16 protein-coding genes are annotated in these 22,573 nt (G+C 47.1%); 5 read left to right on the forward strand and 11 right to left on the reverse strand.

Features of this window, described 5'->3' with window-relative positions:
* The first annotated feature begins 164 nt into the window (after positions 1-164).
* From FXO21_RS19510 to FXO21_RS19525, 4 genes are all read left to right on the forward strand, one after another.
* On the forward strand, positions 165-2,066 hold the full coding sequence (locus tag FXO21_RS19510; RefSeq protein ID WP_149641659.1) for a glycoside hydrolase family 44 protein: 1,902 nt from the start codon (positions 165-167) through the stop codon (positions 2,064-2,066).
* A 26-nt stretch (positions 2,067-2,092) separates the two neighbouring features.
* The gene (locus FXO21_RS19515) at positions 2,093-4,462 is read left to right on the forward strand and encodes a TIM-barrel domain-containing protein (RefSeq protein WP_149641660.1); all 2,370 of its coding nucleotides are present in this window, start codon (positions 2,093-2,095) and stop codon (positions 4,460-4,462) included.
* Positions 4,463-4,528: 66 nt separating this feature from the next.
* A complete protein-coding gene (locus FXO21_RS19520) occupies positions 4,529-5,731 on the forward strand; it encodes an MFS transporter (protein WP_149641661.1) in 1,203 nt (400 codons plus the stop codon).
* Positions 5,732-5,871: 140 nt separating this feature from the next.
* On the forward strand, positions 5,872-7,170 hold the full coding sequence (locus FXO21_RS19525) for a LamG-like jellyroll fold domain-containing protein (RefSeq protein ID WP_149641662.1): 1,299 nt from the start codon (positions 5,872-5,874) through the stop codon (positions 7,168-7,170).
* A 118-nt stretch (positions 7,171-7,288) separates the two neighbouring features.
* Here the strand turns inward: FXO21_RS19525 and FXO21_RS19530 are convergent, their stop codons facing one another.
* Positions 7,289-9,664 carry a glycoside hydrolase family 20 zincin-like fold domain-containing protein gene (locus FXO21_RS19530; RefSeq protein ID WP_409014766.1) on the reverse strand — a complete coding sequence of 792 codons (2,376 nt, stop codon included), beginning with the start codon at positions 9,662-9,664 and terminating at the stop codon, positions 7,289-7,291.
* Between the two features lie 125 nt (positions 9,665-9,789).
* Between FXO21_RS19530 and FXO21_RS19535 the strand changes: the two genes are divergently transcribed.
* Entirely contained in the window at positions 9,790-10,428 is a 639-nt protein-coding gene (locus tag FXO21_RS19535) for an HAD-IA family hydrolase (protein WP_149641663.1), read from the forward strand.
* On the opposite strand, the gene FXO21_RS19540 is transcribed toward FXO21_RS19535, so the two are convergent.
* The 10 genes from FXO21_RS19540 to FXO21_RS19585 all read right to left on the reverse strand — a co-directional run bounded on the left by FXO21_RS19540 (position 10,429) and on the right by FXO21_RS19585 (position 22,549).
* On the reverse strand, positions 10,429-11,478 hold the full coding sequence (locus tag FXO21_RS19540; protein WP_149641664.1) for a PDDEXK nuclease domain-containing protein: 1,050 nt from the start codon (positions 11,476-11,478) through the stop codon (positions 10,429-10,431). It abuts the gene before it with no gap.
* Between the two features lie 45 nt (positions 11,479-11,523).
* Complete coding sequence (locus tag FXO21_RS19545; RefSeq protein ID WP_149641665.1) at positions 11,524-11,955, reverse strand: helix-turn-helix domain-containing protein; 432 nt, start codon at positions 11,953-11,955, stop codon at positions 11,524-11,526.
* A 151-nt stretch (positions 11,956-12,106) separates the two neighbouring features.
* Entirely contained in the window at positions 12,107-12,418 is a 312-nt protein-coding gene (locus FXO21_RS19550; RefSeq protein WP_149641666.1) for a helix-turn-helix domain-containing protein, read from the reverse strand.
* Positions 12,396-12,752, reverse strand: coding sequence for a type II toxin-antitoxin system RelE/ParE family toxin (locus FXO21_RS19555; RefSeq protein WP_149641667.1), 357 nt, complete (start codon positions 12,750-12,752; stop codon positions 12,396-12,398). Before FXO21_RS19555 ends, FXO21_RS19550 begins: the two co-directional genes overlap by 23 nt.
* 109 nt (positions 12,753-12,861) lie before the next feature.
* Complete coding sequence (locus tag FXO21_RS19560; protein ID WP_149641668.1) at positions 12,862-14,100, reverse strand: exo-beta-N-acetylmuramidase NamZ family protein; 1,239 nt, start codon at positions 14,098-14,100, stop codon at positions 12,862-12,864.
* 15 nt (positions 14,101-14,115) lie between these two features.
* Entirely contained in the window at positions 14,116-14,880 is a 765-nt protein-coding gene (gene agaR, locus FXO21_RS19565) for a transcriptional repressor AgaR (protein ID WP_149641669.1), read from the reverse strand.
* 123 nt (positions 14,881-15,003) lie between these two features.
* Positions 15,004-15,291, reverse strand: a complete 288-nt coding sequence (locus FXO21_RS19570; RefSeq protein ID WP_149641670.1) for an ACT domain-containing protein — start codon at positions 15,289-15,291, stop codon at positions 15,004-15,006.
* Positions 15,292-15,296: 5 nt separating this feature from the next.
* The gene (locus tag FXO21_RS19575) at positions 15,297-17,330 is read right to left on the reverse strand and encodes an alpha/beta hydrolase (protein WP_149641671.1); all 2,034 of its coding nucleotides are present in this window, start codon (positions 17,328-17,330) and stop codon (positions 15,297-15,299) included.
* A 6-nt stretch (positions 17,331-17,336) separates the two neighbouring features.
* Positions 17,337-20,546, reverse strand: coding sequence for a DUF5107 domain-containing protein (locus tag FXO21_RS19580; protein ID WP_149641672.1), 3,210 nt, complete (start codon positions 20,544-20,546; stop codon positions 17,337-17,339).
* Positions 20,547-20,626: 80 nt separating this feature from the next.
* Entirely contained in the window at positions 20,627-22,549 is a 1,923-nt protein-coding gene (locus tag FXO21_RS19585; protein WP_149641673.1) for a glycoside hydrolase domain-containing protein, read from the reverse strand.
* Between the last annotated feature and the right edge of the window lie 24 nt (positions 22,550-22,573).

A 22,573-nucleotide genomic window follows, 5' to 3' on the forward strand; every position in this document is an offset into this window, starting at 1 on the left:
GTTTTGGGAATGGCTCCTTGCAGGAGCGTTCTCTTTTGCTGGTGGACATTAAAATATATATTAAAGCTCCGTAGGAGCGAAAATAGTCAGCTCCCTTTCACTTCAGTGAAAACAAAACCCCCTCTCATTCAGGAGAGGGGGCAGGGGGAGAGGCGCTACGAACCATGCAAATCCGCAAAACTTCCTTTTCACGCTCCCTCGCTTTTGCGTTGTTCCTTTTAACGCCGACGCTCACCTCCGCGCAAGTCGACATTAAAATCGATGCAAATGCGGAGGTGAAATCTATTTCTCCGTATCTCTACGGACGCAACAATTCCTTTTCCTCAACTGATCCTAACTGGGCATTGCCAGAGACTGATCTGATCAGGCTGCGTGATGCGGGTGTGCGGTTTTTTCGGGAGAGCGGGGGGAATAATTCTTCGAAATACAACTGGCGCAGAAAGTTGGGCAGTCACCCGGACTGGTATAACAACGTGTATTTCAACAATTGGGACCAGACTGCACAGGCGCTGCAAAGGCATTTCCCGGATGCGCAGGGCATGTGGGCTTTCCCGCTTTTAGGTTATGCAGCGAAGAGCAATGCAGCCAATTTCGCCGACTGGGACTATAACCGGTCGCAGTGGTGGGAGGGTGTGAACCAGAACCTTGCCGGCGGAGGCGAACCCAATTCAGCCGGGACGAAAGCCAAAAAAGAAGGGGATTTCAACCTTTATCTCGAAAAATGGAATGCCGATTCCTCCGTTGCCCTTCTCGATCATTGGTTTGGCACAAAAGGGTTGGGTTTGAAGAAGGAAAATATCCGTTACTGGAATATGGATAACGAGCCGGAGATCTGGTCGGGGACGCATGATGACGTGATGCCGAAGCAACTTTCCCCGCAGGAATTTATGCAGCGTTACATTGAACTGGCCAAAAAGGCGCGCGCCAAATTTCCCGATATCAAACTCGTCGGCCCGGTGACTGCGAATGAATGGCAATGGTACAACTGGGACGGCAAGCCGGTGACGGAGAACGGAAAAACCTATCCCTGGCTCGAATACTTCATCAAATCCATCGCCGAAGAGCAGCAGAAGAGTAATGTTAGGTTACTCGATGTGCTGGATATTCATTTTTATCCGGCCACTAAAAAAACAGAAGAAGTTGGCCAGTTACACCGGGTGTATTTTGATAGAAATTACATTTTCCCCGAAGCCAATGGTGTGAAAACGATCAATGGTGGCTACGATAACAACATTACGCGCGAATACATTTTTGCCCGCTGTAACGACTGGCTGACCCAATATCTGGGCGCTGATCATGGCGTAACGCTTGGACTGACAGAAACGGGTATTGACGAAAGTATATCCCCGACCGTTACGGCCGTCTGGTATGCGTCTACCATGGGTGAATTCATGAAAAACGACGTCGAGATTTTCACGCCGTGGAGCTGGAAAGCCGGAATGTGGGAAACCATGCATTTGCTGAGCCGCTATAACCAGACGCATGCGGTGAAAGCGACTTCGGCAGACGAAACATTCATATCCGCTTATCCGAGCGTGAATGCGCCCAGGGATTCGATGACTGTGGTGTTGATCAATCGTTCTCCGGATAAAAGTCGACAGGTTCGGGTGGAGCTCGGTCACTTTCTTCCTGTTTTGGAAAAAGCCCCCGTTTATACCTTATCACAGCTTCCCGCTACTGAAACGTTTATTTCTCATACACAAAACGCCCTGGTGAAATCAGAACTCAGCGTAACGGGTAATGTCCTTGATCTGTCGCTTCCGGCGATGTCTGTTACCTCTGTTTTGTTGCGGGGCGGGGGAGCGGTGACCGGCGTCGGGCAGGATACGGAACCTTTCCAGGTTTTTCCCAATCCGACCTGGGAAAAGATCACCGTGAAATGGACAGATCAGGATTTTGAGAAGATCATCATTGGCGATCAGGGCGGCAGGCAGATTTTTGAGCAAAAGCTTGCAAAGGCGCAGCGGGAAATAGCTGTTACCAGCAAATTAAGCGGCGGTATTTATCTCATTCGCCTTACCGGCGTAAATGGCCGCTCCCTTGTAAGAAAAATTATCGCCCATTAATTCAGGGTATCACATTGCATTTTATCATGTACAATTCCACATTTTTTTCAAAAAAGCTTTTCATACTATTGTTCCTGCTTGGTCTTACGGGTTTTCAAACCATTGCCCAGCAAAGCAAGCTGGTGAACGATCCGGTCGATATCAGCGGCGATTTCCGTGATTTTTCGAACACCCTGTTTTTTGCCGACAGTCTGGCTGCATTCGATCCTGCAACCGGGCAGGGAAAAATCAAATGGAAGCGGCATGAGCCATTTTCTGCCCATAATTTTGATAACTCCATGCTTGGTTACAAGCGGTCGTACAGCAATGAATTTCCTTCCATTGAATATGCACAGGATCCTGTTTTGCCTTTTTCGGTGGAATTTACATCTCCGCGTACGGTGCGCATTCGTGCTCATACAGGGGCGCAGGGGCCTTCGGGTGACCCTTCGCTCATGCTTGTTAAAAACCCTTTGAAAGATGATTCCTGGAAGTATAAGAAAATTAGCGGTGGCCATGAATACACGAATGTGCACGGATCTGTTACTGTTTATGAGAATCCCTGGAAGATTTTGATCCGTGATGCAAGCGGGAGAGTTTTGACGCAGACGCGCGGGCAGGCGGATGGCAAATCTTCTTACACACCTACTTTGCCTTTCTCTTTTGTTCGCCGGGCTTCGGATTATTCGCGGAGCGTAGCTGCGGTATTTTCGATTTCACCGGATGAAAAGATTTTTGGCTGCGGCGAGTCATTTACGCGGCTGGATAAGAATGGTCAGAAAATCGTTTTGTGGACGCATGATCCGAATGGCGTGGAAACGCAAACCATGTACAAACCCATTCCATTTTACATGAGCTCTCGTGGTTACGGCATGTTTATGCACACCACTTCGCCTATTACCTGCGATTTCGGGGCGACTTATGGGGAATCCAATGCGATGCAAATTGGGGACGAGAACCTGGATTTGTTTGTTTTTCTTGGTCAGCCGAAAGCTATTCTGGACGAATACACCAACCTGACGGGCAAAGCTTCGATGCCCCCATTATGGTCGTTTGGACTGTGGATGAGCCGCATTACCTATTTTTCCGAGCAGGACGGGCGTAATGTGGCCGCCAAACTGCGCGAAAACCGCATTCCTTCCGACGTGATCCATTTCGATACGGGCTGGTTTGAGACCGACTGGCGCTGCGATTACCGTTTCGCCCCGAGCCGCTTCAAAGATCCGGAAGGTATGATCGCCGATTTGAAGAAACAGGGTTTCCGGACTTCGCTCTGGCAGCTACCCTATTTTGTTCCTAAAAACAGTCTGTACCCTGAAATTACCTCGAAAGGTCTGGCTGTAAAGAATGCAAACGGAACGGTTCCTTATGAAGATGCGGTGCTTGATTTTTCCAATCCGAATACCATTAAATGGTATGAAGACAAAATCGGCGGGCTGCTCAAAATGGGTGTTTCGGCCATAAAAGTCGACTTTGGCGAAGCTGCGCCACTTTCGGGGGTGTATGCTTCCGGTCGCACGGGTTTTTATGAACATAACCTGTATCCCTTGCGGTACAACAAGATCGTTTCGGAACTGACCCGTAAGCTGACGGGAGAAAATATCATCTGGGCGCGCAGCACCTGGGCGGGCAGCCAGCGTTACCCGATCCATTGGGGCGGCGACGCGGAAACCACCAACAAGGGAATGGAAGCACAATTGCGCGGCGGCTTGTCGCTTGGACTTTCCGGATTTACCTTTTGGAGCCATGATATCGGCGGTTTTACTATGAAAACGCCCGAAGATTTGTATCGCCGCTGGCTGCCGATGGGCTTGCTCTGCTCGCATACCCGCACACACGGACAGGCGCCCAAAGAACCCTGGGAATATGGTGAAGATTTTCAGGATTATTTCAGAAAGGCCGTGGAAATGAAGTATAAGCTCATGCCTTACATTTATACCCAGTCCAAACTTGCGTCGGAAAAAGGCTTGCCGATGGTGCGGGCACTGCTGGTTGAGTTTCCTGAAGACCCTGGGGCGTGGCTAGTGGATAATGCGTATATGCTCGGATCGGACATACTCGTTGCGCCGCTTTTTGAGGCTGGGGAAAGCCGCCAGGTGTATTTGCCAAAAGGAAAATGGGTAGACTATCAAACCCGCAAATCGTACGAGGGCGGCTGGCACAATATTGCCGCTGGTGAGCTGGAAGTGGTAATGCTGGTGCGCGAAGGCGCAATACTCCCGCACGTCAAAGTAGCCCAGTCGACGGATCAGATCGATTGGAAAAACATTGAGTTGGTCAGTTTCAGCGGAGATAAAGCGAAAACGACTATCAAGCTTTTCCTGCCGGGCGAAAGCGTGGTAAGGGATGTACCGGTGACCAAAAAGGGAAATAAATACGTCATAAGTGCCGATTCTGAAAAAATCAGTGTCAGGTAACGATTATCCGGGCATGAAGGAATAAGTATTTGTGATACCTTGCCGCACCTAATCGTGTGATCGTTTATGGCGACAAATACAAAAGGCCGGTTTTTGGTAAACGTCCTCCCACTCGTGGGAGGACAGGCATTGTTTCAGACCGCGGGGATATTGGTAACCACGCTGGCCGGTCTCGTAGGATTCAATCTGGCACCGGACAAAAGCCTGGCGACACTGCCATTGGCGGTGATCAGCGTCGGTACTGCGGTTACCCTGATCCCCGCTGCCGCTTTTATGAAAAGATATGGGAGGAAGAAAGGATTTACGCTCGGTATAGCTTTTGGGTTTCTGGCCGGTGCGCTGACGTCGCTGGGCATTTACTATTCCGATTTCTGGGTCTTCGTGTCAGGTAATGTTCTGATCGGTGCTTACCAGGGTTTTTCCCAGTATTACAGGTTCGCGGCGGCCGAATCGGTAGAAGAGCAGGACAGGAGCAAGGCGATTTCCTGGGTTGTTGCCGGTGGTATCTTTGCTGCATTGGCAGGGCCTTCGATCGCCAGATTGACCAAAGATCTGGGTGAAATACCGTTTCTCTATTCCTTTTTATCGCTCATGGCTTTAAGCATTCTTGCCCTGGCGGTTACTTCGCTTATCCGGCACGATTCGCGTCAGGTTGCGCTGGTCGGCGCGCCGGGGCCTGCGAAACCCTTTTCGGAAATCTTAAAGAAACCTGCGTTCATTGCGGCCATTGTATCCTCTTCCGTGGGATTCGCTGTGATGGTGATGGTCATGACCGCCACACCGATTGCCATGAAAATCTGTGGCTACGATGCGGATGACTCTTCGATTGTTATACAATGGCATGTGCTCGGGATGTTTGTGCCGTCCTTTTTTACCGGCAATCTTATCCAGCGCTTCGGCGCGATAAAGGTGATTTCCGGCGGAATCCTGATGTTCCTGCTCCACATTTCTCTCGCACTCTCGGGAACTGACTTTTTGCACTTTACATCGGGTTTGATTTTCCTCGGCATCGGCTGGAACTTCATGTTCATTGGCGGGAGCACGATCTTAACCCAGTCCTACACAAACGGAGACCAGGCCAAATCGCAGGCATTTCATGATTTTCTGGTATATGCAGTCAATACTTTATCATCTTTTGTTGCGGGAGCTGCGCTTGCAAGCTGGGGCTGGAATGTCGTCAATCTGATCGCCGTTCCCCTGCTGGCAGTTGCTTTTATTACCATTCAATGGTATTCGATTTCGCAGCGAAAATCCGGCGTGGTCAGTTAATTAGGGGACTTGTCGACTGATGGTGCTTCGATACTCATTCCGCAGTTGCTTCACCGCTGCTGCCTGGATAATCTGCGGACGAGTTTTTTCCGAAAAGAAATTTTCCCATCTTTCATTATTATTACTCTCCCTAAGGTTACATGAATTCCTTTTCGGTTGCCACGCGTGCGGCTTTGTTGTTTTTGACGTTTTTTGGATGCATAACTGGCCATGCGCAGGTTGACCTCACACGGGGATTAGTTGGCTGCTATCCCTTTTCGGGCAATGCGAAAGATTACAGCCCTCTTGCGAACGATGGCACAGTTACTGGTGCAAAACTTGTTGCGGATCGCTTTGGGAATGCAAATTCAGCCTATGAATTTGACGGCATTGACGATGTAATCGAGATTAGCCCCAATAACTTACAACTCAATAATTTTACCTACTCTATCTGGGCACGTCCTAACGGAATTCCTACCGAACGCACGGCCTGGTTTCTTTTTTCCGTTGGAAGCGACCTGGGCGATCAACATATTATTTTTAGCAATTTGTATGCGACTGAAGAGCTTATAGGGTTTTCGCATGGATGCTATCAGGGAGTCGCCAATCATCTTGCCTGTACCAGCGCTTCGATCCAACCAGCGGGAAAGTGGTATCACCTTGCTGTGGTTAAGGACGACAAAAATTATTATTTCTATGTCAATGGCAAGAAGATCTGCACGGAAAGCGACAAGGGTTTTCAAGCATTTTACGGTGTGGGTACAGTGCGAGCAACTATTGGTGCCCGTAACAATTACGGTCAGGCGTCCAATGCAGTGATAGATGATATTCACCTTTACGACCGTCCGCTGAGTCAGGAAGAAATCGATGCTTTATTCGAAGGCGGAAAAGTGCCTTCGGATCCTGTGAACGGGCAGATTGTTGCGGACAATAAACCGGTGTGCGCCGGTGAAATGTTGTCCTTAAAGGTAGAAGCAGACCAGGTCGGTTCTGTTTTTGAATGGACGGTCGACGGAATTAAGCAATACGAATCATCCGGATCAATACAGATCCCAACGCTGGATAAGGGTGCGGATTATCAGATCAATGTTAGTGTGAAAGTGGATTTCGACAGAACCTGCTTCAAGCAGACCGAAGCATTCGGAATAGACAAGATTTTGGATGTTAAAAACTGTACAAATCCTCCCAGGGATACTTCGATGCTACTTGTCCCGGACATTTTCACCCCCAATGGAGATGGTAAAAATGATAATTGGGAAATCTCCAATACAGGTACCATCAGGAAGCTTGCCATTAAGGTTTTCAATCGCTGGGGAGAAATCATTTACTACTCAGGGGAATATATACATCCATGGAATGGCATGTATAGGGGGCAGCGTGTCTCTTCCGGAAGTTATCCGTATCAGATTTTTTCAAATGAAAAATTACTAAGAAGCGGAAATGTAATGATTGTATACTAACAGAATGACAACCAGTGGTAAATAGGGAATTGCCCACACCCGCAGCCTTTACAAACAAAGTGAAAGCGGATGTATCCTAAATTCGCCTGGCGAAGTTTCGGTCACGGGATCGAGTTTGCTACCTGTATTGCTGCCATTTCAACTGCTTCTCCACCAAGGGCAACTGATGTTGCTTTGCATACTCATTCCGTACTTTCTGCACATCGTTCCACCACTGATCAAGCGGATAGTGCAACTCTCTGTAAATCAAATAACTGAGGTCGATGGTGCGCACCGGCTGGTGGTCTTTGATATCGTCTACCTGATGCAGATACCTGCGGCCGTTTGCTTCTTCAACCAGTGGCTGCCATTCTTTATACCAGATATTTTTGACAAATGCGAGCGTACTGTCGCGCTGTGTTTTCAGTTTGCTTACCATTTCCATGGCCATATCCAATTGCCTAACCGCCGCTGCCGGGTTGCCGGCCGACGTAGCTTTTTGCAGTGCATCAGTTACCTGATTTAATGTAACCAGCATGCGCAGGTTTTGCCCGCAGATCGCCGCCACAGATTCCAGTACTTCCAGGTTATAAAGCTGCTTTTTAGCACGCGATTTGTTTTGCTGGAGTAATTGAAACGCATATTTATTGCGCGGAAGCATGGATTTTGCTGCCGCAAAGCGCTGCGCATTCACAGGGTAAGTTTTGTCTGAAATTGCCAGTGTACCTGGTTCCGGTACGGGCAGTAGGGGTAAAGTCTGGTCTTTTTCAGGTTGCAGGAACAGGCTGTCTGAATTTCCTTTGATCATCGTTCGCCAGGGTGATGCGATCCAGTCCCAGCTCTCAGTATGGAACTCAGCCTGTTCGCTGAGAACGTGGTAAATGCTGTCCATATCCTTTTGCGCTGATCCGTAAAACGCATTCATAAATCGCGCCGAAGCATCGGCGGGAGTGAGGTTATTATTCCACCCCGCTGCCGTGGCGGTCGCATAGCCCAGCCAGAAAGTTTCAGGATGCAACCCGGCGTCGGCCCAGCCGGCAATCACTACGCCCATAAACGAAGATAGATTTTCCTTAAATGCAGTGCCGATCTCCCGGAACATACCCGCTACCCGGCCCGACGAACGGTCACTTCCATCTGCCATCACGGCTGTCTTCGTGTGCAGCGGATAATAGTTTGGGAAAATAGGCTCGGCGCCTTGTGTGGCTGTATAAACAAACTGTCTGATCCCATGCTTTTTATAATCCGCCGCAATTGCTTTGTTGTAAACACCATTCACGATATGCGACGGCAGCGAGGTAATATCCTCCTTTCTCAATGGAAATTCGCCCCAAAAAAGAACAGTCCGGCCCTGCTCATGCAATCTATCGGCCATTTTTTTGATAAACCAGGCCAGTAGCCGACCATTTCCGCCGAGACTATCCGCCATCGCTTTTTCAGAAGGCGCTTTGCCGGTGTAGTAAGCCTCATCATTGGAAAGGATAATGAATTTGCTGCCTTTGCTCGCATCGATCAGCTCGCTGAACATCGCGTCAAGCAGCTTAAATGTTTCCGGATTAGTAACCGAAAACTGGTAGTTAATATCGTCAATCAGCCGCAGCTTGCGGTATTCAGGATGTTTCAGGATAAAAGAAACGTGCGCCGGCGCGTCCAGAAAAGGCACTAAGTCAACATAATGCGTTTTTGCAAAATCTGCCAGCTCCTGATATTCCTGAGGCGTCAACGCGTAAGGTTCCACAATCGCGGGGGCAGATTTATATTGAAAATGCCCTTCCAGTTTAATCGAAAATGCATTGATCTTGTAAGTCGAAGCCTGCCGGACAATCCGCTTCAATGCGCCCAGCTTCTCGACGTGATGCGCATCGTCCCAGTAAATCATCCGCACTTCCACATTGGGCCAGTCGGTAATTTCTCCTTCGGGAAGCTGTATTTTAGGTGCTTGTGCACGTAGTAGTTGCAGGAAAGTTTGCATACCGTAATACAAACCCTGCGCATCATTGGCGGTAATGGTAACAGTCTCAGGTTTCAAGCTTAGCCGGTAAGCCTGGCGGGTAAGTGCAGTGCGATTCGTATCAACGGTCGCACCAATTTCTACCGATCCCTTTTTAACAATCAGCCGAATCGCCGGTGAGCTGCTCTTAGTTGCCACCGAAAGCGGCAGACCTCCTTCTTTCAAATCTTCCTGAAAACTTTTTAAAACCTGTGCGGGTACTGAGGAGCGATCGGAGATTATCTTCCAGCTTTTGCTGATTTTAAACATTTTATCGGTCAGCTCCATTTGTTGCGGGAGAGGCAGTAAGGCTGAGCCGGGGTTGGTCTTAGGGGTTGTTGGCTTAGAAGTTTTGACTTGTGCGGTCGAGGGTGATTTTGCGAGAAATAAGCAGCACGCAAGTAACAATACCCGGCTTGCCGCTCTCAAACTTTGAGAAGCAATCCTGCGGGAGTCTGATATGCTATCGACTTGAATTTTTAGGCTGATTATTCGGATCTTTGGAAATGTTGCAAGCGTGTACAAAATCTATTAGGTTAAGGGTTGGTTATAGGATAGCGCAACTAATCGCAATGCAATTAATACAAAAAAATAAGGAAACGAAAGGTTTTTCGCTGATAAAACTGCTCTTAGGCATTTAACTAATAGTAATGGTTAAATACGTCATCTTCGATTTCGACGGAACACTGGCTGATTCTCGGGAAGTATTTGTTCCGCTTTATAACCAAATTGCCAGAAAACACAACTATCGCCCGATCGAACCGGATGGTCTCGAATATCTGAAAACGCTCTCGATCAGGGAGCGCTGTCGCTATCTCAAAGTGCCGCTATACCGCATTCCATTTCTGGCAAGCGAATTTTTGGGTCTTTATAAAGCTGCATTGTCGCAGGTAAAGTTATTTAAGGGAATAGAGGAACTGATCAATGCCCTTCACAACAACGGTCTTCAAATCGCAATCATTTCAACGAATTCAGAACGCAACATTTCTGATTTTCTGGCTGCCAATGGCATTGATAAGATCAGTAAAATATATTGCAGCACAAGCCTCTTCGGGAAAGACAAACTGATCAGGGGATTTCTTAAAAAATACAACTTAAAGCCAAATGAGGTTCTGTATGTAGGCGACGAGGTGCGCGACATTGAAGCATGTAAAAAAGCCGGCGTCAAAATCGCCTGGGTAAGCTGGGGCTATGATAGTATGGAGACTGCCCTGCGTGCCAATCCGGATTTTGTGGTTTTGGAACCGGCGGGAGTACTTGATGTGGTTTTGGAAAAATGCGCAGGCTAGTTATTGTCCGAAAGATCCTGCCTTTTCATTCAATTGCGTTTCAATAAGCCTTTTCTCCCGCTCAATTTCCGCTATTAATTCTTCTTCTGTCGGCAGATAAAGCATATACTTGGTTGCAAACAGCTGCTTGCTGTCATTCAAAATACTATACTTCACGACCGTTTCGTCTTTTTCAGTGCACAGAATAATTCCTATGGTCGGATTATCATCGTCTTGCTTTTTCAGGTCGTCGAACATGCGGATGTACATATCCATTTGCCCGGTATCCTGGTGTGCTAGCTTGCCGGTTTTTAGATCAAATAGCACAAAACATTTCAGCAGGTAATTGTAGAAAACGAGGTCAATATAAAAGTGACTTGTTTCGGTACTGATCCTGAATTGTCTTCCTACAAATGAAAATCCTTTTCCTAATTCGAGTAAGAATTGCTGCAAGTTTCCGATCAGTGCTTTTTCAATGTCTTGTTCCAATACATTCACCGGCTCGGGAATGTTCAGGAATTCAAAAACATAAGGGTCTTTTATGAAATCCTTTGTAAAAATTTTGTTGAAGTCCTGACCCTGAATGTACATGCTTGGTTTTGCCTGAGAAGAGAGCAGACGCTGGTAATATGAGGAATTAATATTGCGCTCCAATGTTCGCGTGCTCCACGTCTGGTTTGCGCATTCATTTACATAATACGTCCGGGCCGCAGGGTCTTCAACTCTCATAATCAGCCGGTAATGTGTCCAGCTCAATTCCCTACGCACTGCGTAAGATTTTTGTTCACCTGAAAAAGTAAGGTAAAACTTTCTGAAATTTTCCAGGTTTGCTACTGAAAAACCCTTGCCAATTTCACGACTTAAGTCCTTTGAAAGTTGCTTGATAATTCCTTCTCCGTATGCAGCCCGGGCCGCTCCATCTTGTTCTTCTTCTACAATTCTCTTACCTATATGCCAGTAAGCTTCAAGCATTGCTGTATTTACAGCACGATAAGCATTCTGTCGCGCCAGCTGTAAAATTTGTACAACATCCTGGATCAACGACGTTGCTGGATTTTCAGATTCTTTCATTAGTGTGGTGGTCAAATGTCTCAATTCAGAATGAAGATTAGCTTACTATTTGTTGACAATCAACTTCTCCAGCATCCTGATCGTATCATCTTTCGCTTTGAGCAATTCTGCATTTAAACGTTTATTTTCCTCCAATGCCTCCATCCATTTTTCGATCGGATTAATATTGTAAGTAGGCTGAAAGTTCACACCGCCCGATTGATCATGAAATTCCTGAAATGTATTTGCGATTATATTAATCGCCTTTTCCTCATCAAAATTTCGTATCGCCTCAGCAGGAATTTTTAAAATAGCAGCAACTTGTTCCAAAATATCCGAATCGATCTTTTCCTTCTGTTCCAGTAAAGAAATTTTTTGCTGGTTCCAGTCTTCGCCAAGCTCAAATGCAAGTGCATCTTGCTTAATCGAGAGCATTTCGCGGAAACGTTTCAAATTGCGGCCTTCGTGGATCTTCGGATTAGAGGTAGTATGTGTCATGCGGAGCGGTGTTTTGGTTAAAAAGGCAATTTATGTAAATCTGCCGGGAAGTCCCTCTGATATTTTACGCGCATTCCGATGTAAATTACCGTGCAGAGAGCAAGTCATTAACTTTGGAAATTTGAGTAATTCATAACATTTCATTTTAGAGTCAGGCAGTCACACTCAGCTTCAAATTTCCTCCCAAACCTTCTCTGACAATCCGCATCAAAGTCGAAAGCCTGATATCGCTTGCATTATTTTCTATTCGTGAAATGTAAGTTTTTGTCGTGCCGCATTTATCCGCCAGTTGTTCCTGCGTCAAACCTTGTTTCTTCCGCAACTCCTGGATCATTGCTCCGAGTTTGAAGGCTTCAAATTCTTCTTCGTATTGTTCTCGGTCGGTCGTGCCAGGTTTTCCATACTGTTCGTCAAGATGCGCGGAAAAGGAGGTTAGTTTTTTATTTTGAGTCACGTTGTTCATCGAAGTATTGTTTTTTGAGTTTTTCCGCCAGGTCGAGTTCGTTTTTTGGCGTCTTCTGTGTTTTCTTTTGAAATCCATTTAGCAGCACGATCAGATTTCCTTTATCGAAAAAACTGAAAACCCGATAAATATCAGACCCAACTTCAACTCTGACTTCATAAATTCCTGTTGAGTTAGTTATGTGCTTAAAATACTTTTCAGGTACCCTGTCAATGGTTGCAATGAGTTGCAATGTCCAGTTAAACTTCTTCCTGACATCCGGTTTCAATTTATCAAAGAATTCAAGATAGTATTTCTCATAATAAAAGATGTCCCGGATAAACTTTACGCTCATTGCTCGTATAGTGTGCTTTACAATCTTAAAGTTAGCTAATTAGGTAACAAAAGTGAGGTTTTTTCTGAAATTCTGATCAAAAAGGAACTCGCAGATGCCAGACTATCCATCACGGATACAGCAAATACTTCATTCGAATCGCCTTAAACTTCCCCAATTCAGGCTCCCAGCTTTGTCTGATTTCTGCCTCAGGTACGCCAGCAATGATCTGTTTTCGTAATTGGTCGGTGCCTATGCGCAGGTCAAACGCGGATATATCCTGGTTGGCCCGGCCGGGAGTGAAGAAATGTGCTTTGTCCGGATAGGCTTTGTATAATTCGATTAACCACGACAGATTAATCTGGCGACTTTTGCGAAGCTTTTCAATGTCGTAATTACGGAGATCAAGACCATAACAAACGGAATCTTTGTGATTCGGCCGCTCACTCATTCCCGGAATACCGACAGGTTTGTACGAAAATGAATACTTGCCTTTCAGCGCGGGCGCTCCCAGGATCGTAAACGGCATGTAAGTGCCCCGGCCTTCGTTGATTGCAGTTCCTTCAAACATACACAGGCTCGGAAAAAGCATGACAGCTTGCTGCGTATTCAAATTCGGCGAAGGATGAATCGGTAATTCATAAGGCATATCGTGGTCATAATTGGCGACTTTTATAACCTTAATTTTGCATTGTTTTTCAAGATAACCTTCACCATTAAGGTACTGCGCAAATTCCCCGATCGTCATGCCGTGCGTCATCGGTGTATAGTGAATTCCAATGGCGGATTTAAACCGATCATCCGTCATGACAGGTCCGTCCACAACATATCCGTTTGGATTAGGTCTGTCAAGAATGAGCAGTTCTTTATTGTTTTCCGCGCAAGCTTCCATCACATATTCCAGCGTATTGATATTGGTGTAGTAGCGGCAGCCGACATCCTGTATATCAAAGACCATCAGGTCGATATCCGCCAACTGTTCTTTGGTTGGCTTCTGGTTTTTGCCGTATAAAGAAATGATAGGAATACCCGTTTTAGCGTCTACCTCACTACTCACTGCGGCCCCGTTACTCGCATTGCCCCTGAATCCATGTTCAGGCCCAAACACTTTTACGATTTTAATCCCAAGACTCACCAGACTGTCGACGCTGCTTTTTTTACCAACAATCGAACTCTGATTTGCAACTAAACCAATGCGTTTTCCTTTCAGATAGGACAGGTATTTTTCGGTCTGATCAGCACCAGTGATAATCCCCGCTTTATTGATTTTTTGTTGATTTGCCGATGCAGTTTGTGCGGCACATTCAATATGGCCGATCGTCAGAAGCGCCAACAATAGTATGGAAATATATCTCAGTGTTTGTTCCATTTCGATGCGTGTAACTTAGCTTTCCGCAATAATCACCTCAATGTTATGCTGTTTCAGCATCTTCAAATCCGCCTCCTCAATCTTATCATCAGTAACCACCTTATTAATCTTATCAAAACCACAAATAAACGCCAGTCCTGATTTTTTGAATTTCGAAGAATCGGTCACCACGATCACCTCTTCGGCAATATCAATCATGATCTGGTTTAAATGCGCTTCCTCCATATAGTGCGTGAAAAAACCTGCGTTGGCTTTCATCCCGTCGATCCCGAGGAAAAGTTTGTTGCAATACAATTGTTTAAAGTTGCGCTCGGCCATTGGGCCAACCAGTGACATCGAGAATTCTTTCAGGTAGCCACCCGGCATATATACCTGCAAATTTTCATATTGTGCGAGGTTATTGACAATGTCCAGCGCGTTGCTGATCACGGTCAGGCTTTTGAATTTTTCGAGGTTGTTCGATATTTCAAAAGTCGTCGTGCCCGAATCGAGGATAATGCTGTCGTCTTCGTTGATCAGCGAGACTGCTTTTTTACCGATCAGCCGCTTGATATCGTGGTTAATCTTCCGTTTTTCGGTGACAGTCAGGGCAATGTTATTGGTTTTAAAAGCGCCGCCGTGAGCCCTCACGAGCAGGTTACTGTTTTCGAGCTTGTCCAGATCGTTACGGATCGTTACCTCACTCACTTCCAGCATCTCACTCAAATCATTCACATTTACTTCGCCCAACTCATCGAGTTTTTGCAAGATCAGCGAACGACGCTGCGCGGTCTTTTTCATGGTATCAAACCTTTTATCCTATTATTTTTATTGAATCAATGTCATTTGAAAGTGTCCCTCGAACGGTCACACCTGGCCGTAAAGGTAGCAACATCCGGGGAAATGCTTTTGTAAAAGCCAGAACTAAACGTTTAGCACAGCTGCCAGATTTGCTGCTTCATCCTGATGCGGGAAAGCGCGATGCACCTCAACGATCTTTTCAATGCGTTCCAGAATTAGTCCCAACATTTCTTTCGGAAAAGAAGCTTCCACGAGGATCAGTTTCAGGTTTTCATCTGCTGTATTGAAGACCTGCATGTAGGTAACCTCAAACCGGCTCTTGCCAAATACCTGCAAAAGTCTGCTCAACAGATTATTAGTATCGCTGGCATATACCGATATCCGGTTCAAATCTGCCAATTCATTCTCCATACCCACTATTTTTTGACTTTCACTTTGAAAGAAACCCGTTTCGTTTCATGGATAAACGAATGCGCCCCGTGGTTGTCCCGGCGCGTGTTACCGGTTTTTGGATATTCGTAAATACCGTAAAAAGCAATTTCGTGTCCATCCGGACAAGCAGGTTTAATCTTCACCTGCGATGTCAAACGCTGTGCGCCCGACCAGTCTGCCCGGGCAAAGAAAAGCATGCGCCGGCTGTCCATATCCACGTAAGGATCTTCGGTAAAAAGTTGCAAACCAAAATCATGGAGCGAATCCAGATCGGATTTTGTAAAAATGCTGATCCATTCCCCCGGATTGGCTATTCCATTGCCATTTCCTTCGCCGACGCGCATTTGATTTTCTACTTCAAGATTTATATTCCGACCGTCAGCGATTTCGAATTTTGTCAGGGTTTTTTCGGGTGAATAAAAAGGGACTTCCAGTAAAAACTGGTCTTTTTTGCCATTGTAACTCACCATTAATTTCATCTTCGCACGATCCAGCTCCGCGTGTCGCGAGCGGATGCGGAAGCGGGTCTTTTCGTGCAGCGTTCCCTGAGCGATTTTACCAATGGTGATCGCGGGATCCATTACTTCCACTTCTTCATCCTGCGCAATCAGCTCCATGCGAACGGAATCCACCGCAGCGCCGCCTTTGTTGAATAATAATGGACTTAGTGAAACGATATCGCCCACACCCGGCATCTTTTTATCGAGCGAGTAGGTGGCCATCGTAATGTGGCCCGGATCACCGGATCGGTACAATCCAATCTTACTGTGCTGACCCGTTCCCTGTAATTGAATGCGGCCCTTTGCGTCGCTGGTAACACTTTTGCGGTCAATTTTGCGGGTAGAGACATTCAGCTTGATCAGCTCAAAACGGGTATTTGGAGAATAAATGCTATCCGTCAGGACTTGTACAGCAATGTTCGGAGCCAGCGGCCCGTCGGGCAGCCATTGTTTTGTTTGTATACTAAATCCTTCCCGGCGCACATCGTCGAGTATGGTAAAGCCTGGTATTTTCCTGTCAGTATTAACATTATAATTCCAGACTGAAAAATCGGGATACACATCAATATGGTGCCATTTTTCGGGTCGCGCGAGTGGCATCCGGAAGTACTTCATGTGGAAATCAAACTGCCCTTTGATATTGACAGCATTGTGAAAACCTTTGAAATAGCCAATCCCGTAATGCCAGCTTTCATAGTTGAGTTCGAGGGTTTTATAAGCATCGTCAATCTCCTGATCGTGCTGCCGCAAAAAATCCTTGCTACCCAAATGCATTCGGATCGGTAACCCAACAAAGTTGCGCCCCATTTCTTTAAATGGAGTAAAAATCTGCAAAGCTTTCGGCCCAACCGTAAATGAAGCGGACGGACAAAAAAACGAGGCGCTCGACAGCAAATGCGGGTATTTGGAAGCAGCCAGCATGGACATAAATCCGCCCATACTCAACCCAGAAACGGCGCGGGCTTCGCGGTAAGGTTTTGTGCGATAATGCGAGTCAATGTACTTTACAAATTCCGGAAAGTAATCGACAAACTGCCGGTCTTCCTTCACGGGAGCAATGTCGTACGGACGAGGATATTGCGCCGGCACGTAACCATCCCATTTCGCAATAATTACATCATTATCAGCTACGTAACTTGTGAAGTTGTCCAGCGAATCGGGGCCGGTACGTGCGTAATTCCCATTAAAATCATCATAATAACGCGCCTCGCCCGAGCGGGAAACTTCACCTTCCGCCGGACCGTTAAACCGACCCGCATTGCCATGAAAATAGTAAATCACAGGATATCGCCGCCCGGGATGCTGGTGGTAATCGGCTGGCAAAATCAGTCTGAAATGCCGGTTTTCTTTAAATACCTCACTATAATGCTGCCCGTCCTCAATAACGCCTTTCGGGCGCGACGGCTGGGCATAAACGTTTGTTACTGTCGCAAACAGAAGTAGCGCAGCCAGCAGCCCCGTTAAGGGAACTTCATTGTTTTTATAAAAACCGGTAAATCTATTTCGCTGGTTCATCATGCAATATTAATCTTCCTTTTTACGCGCTTCTGTCAAATCAAGTATCCTGAAAAATAGCGTGGTCAGGTTGTAATTTTTGTTCTCTGTCAATTGCTGTTCCAGCTTTTCAGAAAGCGTCAGGTCATTCTGCGACTTAGCCAAGACCCATTGCACTTCCGGCGCATCGGAGCCTTTTGTAATTTCCCAATTCCGCAGCGAATCCTGTTCTGCCTTCCAGTTATTCAGAAACCCCGCAGCCTTTTCCTGCTTACCCGCTCTTTGGAGCAAATACACACCAAGGTAATTGTTGAGCACATTTCTGTTGCTTTCTTTGCTGGCATGGAGGGTGTAGTCTGAGATATGCTGCGTATACTGACTGGCTTTCGGCGCATTGCCAAGCTGGGTTTCACAATACGCTGCAAGGTAATCGATCAGTCGCGTATCCGGTTCGTGCGGTTTCCCGGTACCGAGGTTTTCCGGCCACAGGCGGGCTTTTTCAAGTGCTTTTAAAGCATCACGGTATTTTTTGTTTTCTGCCAAATGCATTGCATTACCCAGATTGGCAACAACATACAAAGTGTGACCTTCCCGCGCACCTTCCTGCGGCAAAACCTGGATTTTTTCCAATATTTTCAGACATGCAGTGAAGTTACCTGCATTCAGCAGCGATTTGGCATAGTCGATGCCGATAACTGGATTGTCAGGGAATTGTTTATAAGCAGTTTGCGCATTTACCAGCGCCTTTTCCTGTGTTTTTTGATTATTAAAAAAATCGGTCAGATAATGCCAGCTGCGCCATTCTTTGGGATTAAGCTGGTTGGCTTTTACGAAATCAGCTTCCGCAGTACTGGAAGCATTATTTTGGAAAAGGATTCCTCTTGCAATATAGAAAGGCGCATAATCTGCCTCATTATTGCAGGCTGCAAATTGTTTTTTGGCATTTTCTTTATCTCCGATGTGCCAATAAATTAATCCCAGGTAGTAGCGGTTTTTCCAGGAAGAATTTTGTTTTTCAGCCCAAATCAAAACGGGAATCGTTTCGAGCCGGAAAGGGAAAACCAGCTCCGGCGACATTTCAATGGCGCTTTTCAATTGCTTTTTGCTTTCTTCGGGCGTTGAATCCCGGTTAAGATATGCAAGCCAGTAAGAAACAGTAGGGTAGGCGGGGGCCAGTGCGAGCACTTGCTTTGCCTCCTGATTTTGTCCCTGGTTCACATAATCCATTGCCAGTTCCAGGTAGGTTTCATGCGGCAGCTCGTTGCGGATCGCGTTTTGAAAAATGGCCTGGGTTTCTTTGGTTGGACCAAGCAAATACTGCTCGAAATGCGCATAATGGTTGAGCGGGTCTACATGCAGCAGCTCTTGCCAAACCTGTGTCGCCTGATCTGGCTTGTTTAATTTTCGAAACGCGGTGCCCAGCGATTGATACGCTACCAGGTTATTCCGGTTGTAATCCAATGCTTTCCGGGCGTCGGATTCGGCTTTTTCAAAATCCTGCTTTTGCAATGCAATACCGGCCAGCTGCGTGTACGCGCCGGATTTGTATTCCATCGTCCAGGTCGCCACCGACAACGCTTCCTCCGCTTTCGTCAGGTCGCCCAGCTTTCGGTAAAGTGCTCCGTATAAATAATTGGCGCCGCCGTGATAGGTGTTTTCAGCCAATACTTTTCTGGCAAAATCCAGCCCTTTTGCATATTCGCCATTACGATAATGGTATTCGGCCAGCCGGACCAATGCGCCGCTGTGCGTGGGTTCTTTTTTCAAACAATCCAAAAAACGTTGGCGCGCGCCTTCAAAGTTGCGCATTGCATTTTCATCCTCACCCAGCTCGAAAAGTCGCTCTGCGGAGTGCGGATCTTGTTTGTCAGTCGAAATCACTGGTCGATCCAGTACCTTTTCGGGCTGCGCTGCATACAGCAGCCGATCGTTACCAATGCTCACCCGTACCGATTTTTGATCGGTCGCAGACAAGGAAATCGCTTTGGTATAAACCTCCATGGGTTTGAGTTGAAGCGGAGATTGATAAATTATCTTCCCGGCCACCGTCACTTTCAGCGTGTCCTGAATCGAAGAGATCGGATTAAGGATGATCCTGAGACTATCGCCCCGCGCCGCTACATTGAGCGTACCATAAGGTGAAGCATCCATCATTCCGCCAGCGGCTTTCACTGGAAACCAGTATTCCGTTTTGGTCTCAGAATAAAAGGGCCCCAGATTTTTTTGATTAAATGGACTGTGAAATCCGCTGCGCTCCGCCGCCTGATTGAATGTCACACCCGATTGTGCTTCAATGTATTGTCCGTCTGAATCCGTAAGCAAATCTTCCCAGATCGCACCTTCTCGGGCCCGTGACCAGATCCATAGTTTCTTGCCCGGCGCATCTGAATAAGGAGCCCAGTGGCCAAATCCAAAATTTTTGTTATGCCAGTACCCGCCGAACCAATTGGTATGCATGCCCATGACGTGGTAGGACTTGTCCCCGCCGGAATTGACGTTTTTGTAATACGACAGATCCACACCGTTTTCATCAATGGGCCAGGGACTCGCATTTCCATCGTGACCAACATGATGCGTACCCGGGAAAAAGAACTGCATATCCTCCGACGCCCGGAATGCCGCATTCTCCCACGAAAGGTAGGCGTCGTGCAGGGGTAGGGGATTATACCAAAGGCTTTGCGTTTCGAAATAAGCTTTGTCTTTTGGCAATACAATTTTAACCCGCCACTGCGTCCGGGAAGCGAGGTCGAGGCCGCCCACAACACAGGTGACACTTCCGTCAGCATTATTTTGCATCACATAATCCACCGGCGCGGCTGCCCAGGGGGCGTGGCCGAGGTCGAGGCCAAAGTTATGCTCAATGCCGCCGCTCGTCCACGGACCACGAATGCCGATCGCCCGGAATTTCATCACGTGATTGGTGTAGACAAACTCTTCGCCGGTTGATTTTTCAATAGCGCCCATGACTTTGCCCCCTACTTCCGGCAGCACCTGCACTTTAATGTAGGGATTTTCCAGCTCGACCACCTTCCAGTTTTTGGTCGTGCTTTTGTTGGTATAGCCGTCAAAAACGTAGTAGGGATAAAATGGTGACACTTTTTTGCCGACGCCCATTACGGGAATCGGATTAGGGTCGGAATAGGGATAAGTTTTGAAGGGTTGTGCTTTTTCTGTGATGCTGGCTTTTTGCGCGCGGGCTGCTGGTGACAACACCAGCAGCGGCAGGGCGAGCGCCAGCATTGGAAAAAAGGGTAAGATTGAAAAATTAAAATGAGCTCGCACGCAGCAATGATGAAAGGTTTAGGAATAGCAATCTGAAATTATTTTATACGCTTCAAAATGAGCTCCGCAAGCTCCATGCGCACTTTGTACCATTGCTCCTGGTCATAGCTCCACACATCCAGATTACCAATGGATTTGTCTCCAAAAGGCTCTTTGATTAGCTGATCAACAAGCGCATCAGCACGTTTGGAATTACCGTCAAGCTTCGCGAGCAGGCGCAGGTATTCGTAATCCTGCACACCATCGCGCATGGTTTTCAGGCGGATAGACGGACAAGGTTCCGACACATTGGGCACCATGCCGGGTTTGTAAATGACCGAGCCGTTTCCATTAAATTGCCGGTAGGTAAATTCCGCGTCGGCTTCGGAAGCTTCCTTGTAAAAGTCCTTCCAGGATTCGGGATCATACCAGCCCCTTTCCCAACCGGCGCCAATACCCCAGCTGATCCAGGAGTAGGTTTTGTATTTCCAGCAAGACCAGCTGATCGCGCGGTCGTTGATAAGCGGTAAATCAATGAATGTCGAGCTGCCTACCCAGCTGTTGAGCTTGTGTTCGTAGAGCATTGGGCCGTAGAGCCAGTCTTTGATGCCCATTTGCTGGTAATGCTTTACGGTATCAATGTTATAGCTGATCGTATGCGAAGCCCAGTCGGTAATCGATTTGCCGATCACGTCCATGGCGTCCTTGGTATAGCCACCATCCACGCGGAACCTGGCTTCAGGATATTCTTTCTTAAAGAGATTACCGTAAAACACCATCCGCGACCATGCTTCGGGGAAGTACGATTCATCCAAACCATTCAAATAAACCGTTAGAAGCGTTTTTTTAGGATTCACCATCGGTAATAAATGCTGACGTACCTGCCGGATGCTGCTCGTGTAAATCGCCTGATTGGCCGCATTGCGTTCCACTTCCGGTTTACCGATGTCCGGCCAGCCGGCAGTGCCGTGTTTTCCATACACGTCAAATGGAAGTGCAAAAGTTTCAAGCGGCTCGCCGTAACCGGGACCGTCTGCATAACCATGTTCTTTGGTGAAAGCCTGGCCGGTGAGGTATTTTTTTAGTCTCTTATCGAACTTGTCCCATTGGATTTCAACTTTACCATTTTTTACCTGAATCTCAGGATCGTAAGTTGGGTCCATTAAAGAAATACGATTTTTTTTGAAGAGCTGGTACACCGCCAGTTCCTGCTTTTCGTCCATTCTGCTCAAAAAACCTTCGTGTTGCAGACTGGCTTTGAAAGCGTTTTCGTTCGGCAGCTCGAAGTCCCAGACTGTCAGGCTGATCGGTATCTGTTTGGTTTGCCCGCCAATCGTAACACTAATTACACTCCGGTACGTGCCTGGTCTTGCCTTTTGTGCATCGAGCGGGATAAACTGATCCACCCAAATAATCTGCGAACGTTGCCCGCTGATCCGGTTGTTGAAGTCGGGCAATGTAAAAGGGTACACCCAGCGGCCGCGTACATGGGCCGAGTCGGTTTGGATGTATTTAAATGGGATCAGTGCGTCGGGATACCAGCCTTTGCCGAGAGTGGATTTGGGGTAACCCGTACTCGTACTCTGCACATTGACAGACCATTCCAGAAACAGCTCGGGCTTCATGCTCAACTCGGTACTTCCGTTTTTGAATGGCGTCATATCAAGCTTGATGCCGGTTAATTCTGCGTCAGATTCATTAGACAAGACCAATTGAAACGAGACATATTCGCCCCGAGCGCCGTGAAGGGAAACCTGTTTACCGTCAAACAGCCAGTTTTTGTCGAGCAGATTTCCTTTCCCGGCTTGATTGGAAGGAACACCTTTAAAGCGGTGCTCTATGATTTCATTCGTAACCGGATCAAGGCGGACGGAGGAAGGTAAGGCCCGTAACTGCCACGCGTCGGCCGCGTAAATTTTAGTCTCAGGGCTGAATGCATTCAGCGCGATAAAGCAGAGGATAAGTTTTGTAAATCTGATCATATTGAAATTCTTTCAGGAATGTGG

The organism is Dyadobacter sp. UC 10 (genome assembly GCF_008369915.1).
GTDB lineage: Bacteria > Bacteroidota > Bacteroidia > Cytophagales > Spirosomataceae > Dyadobacter.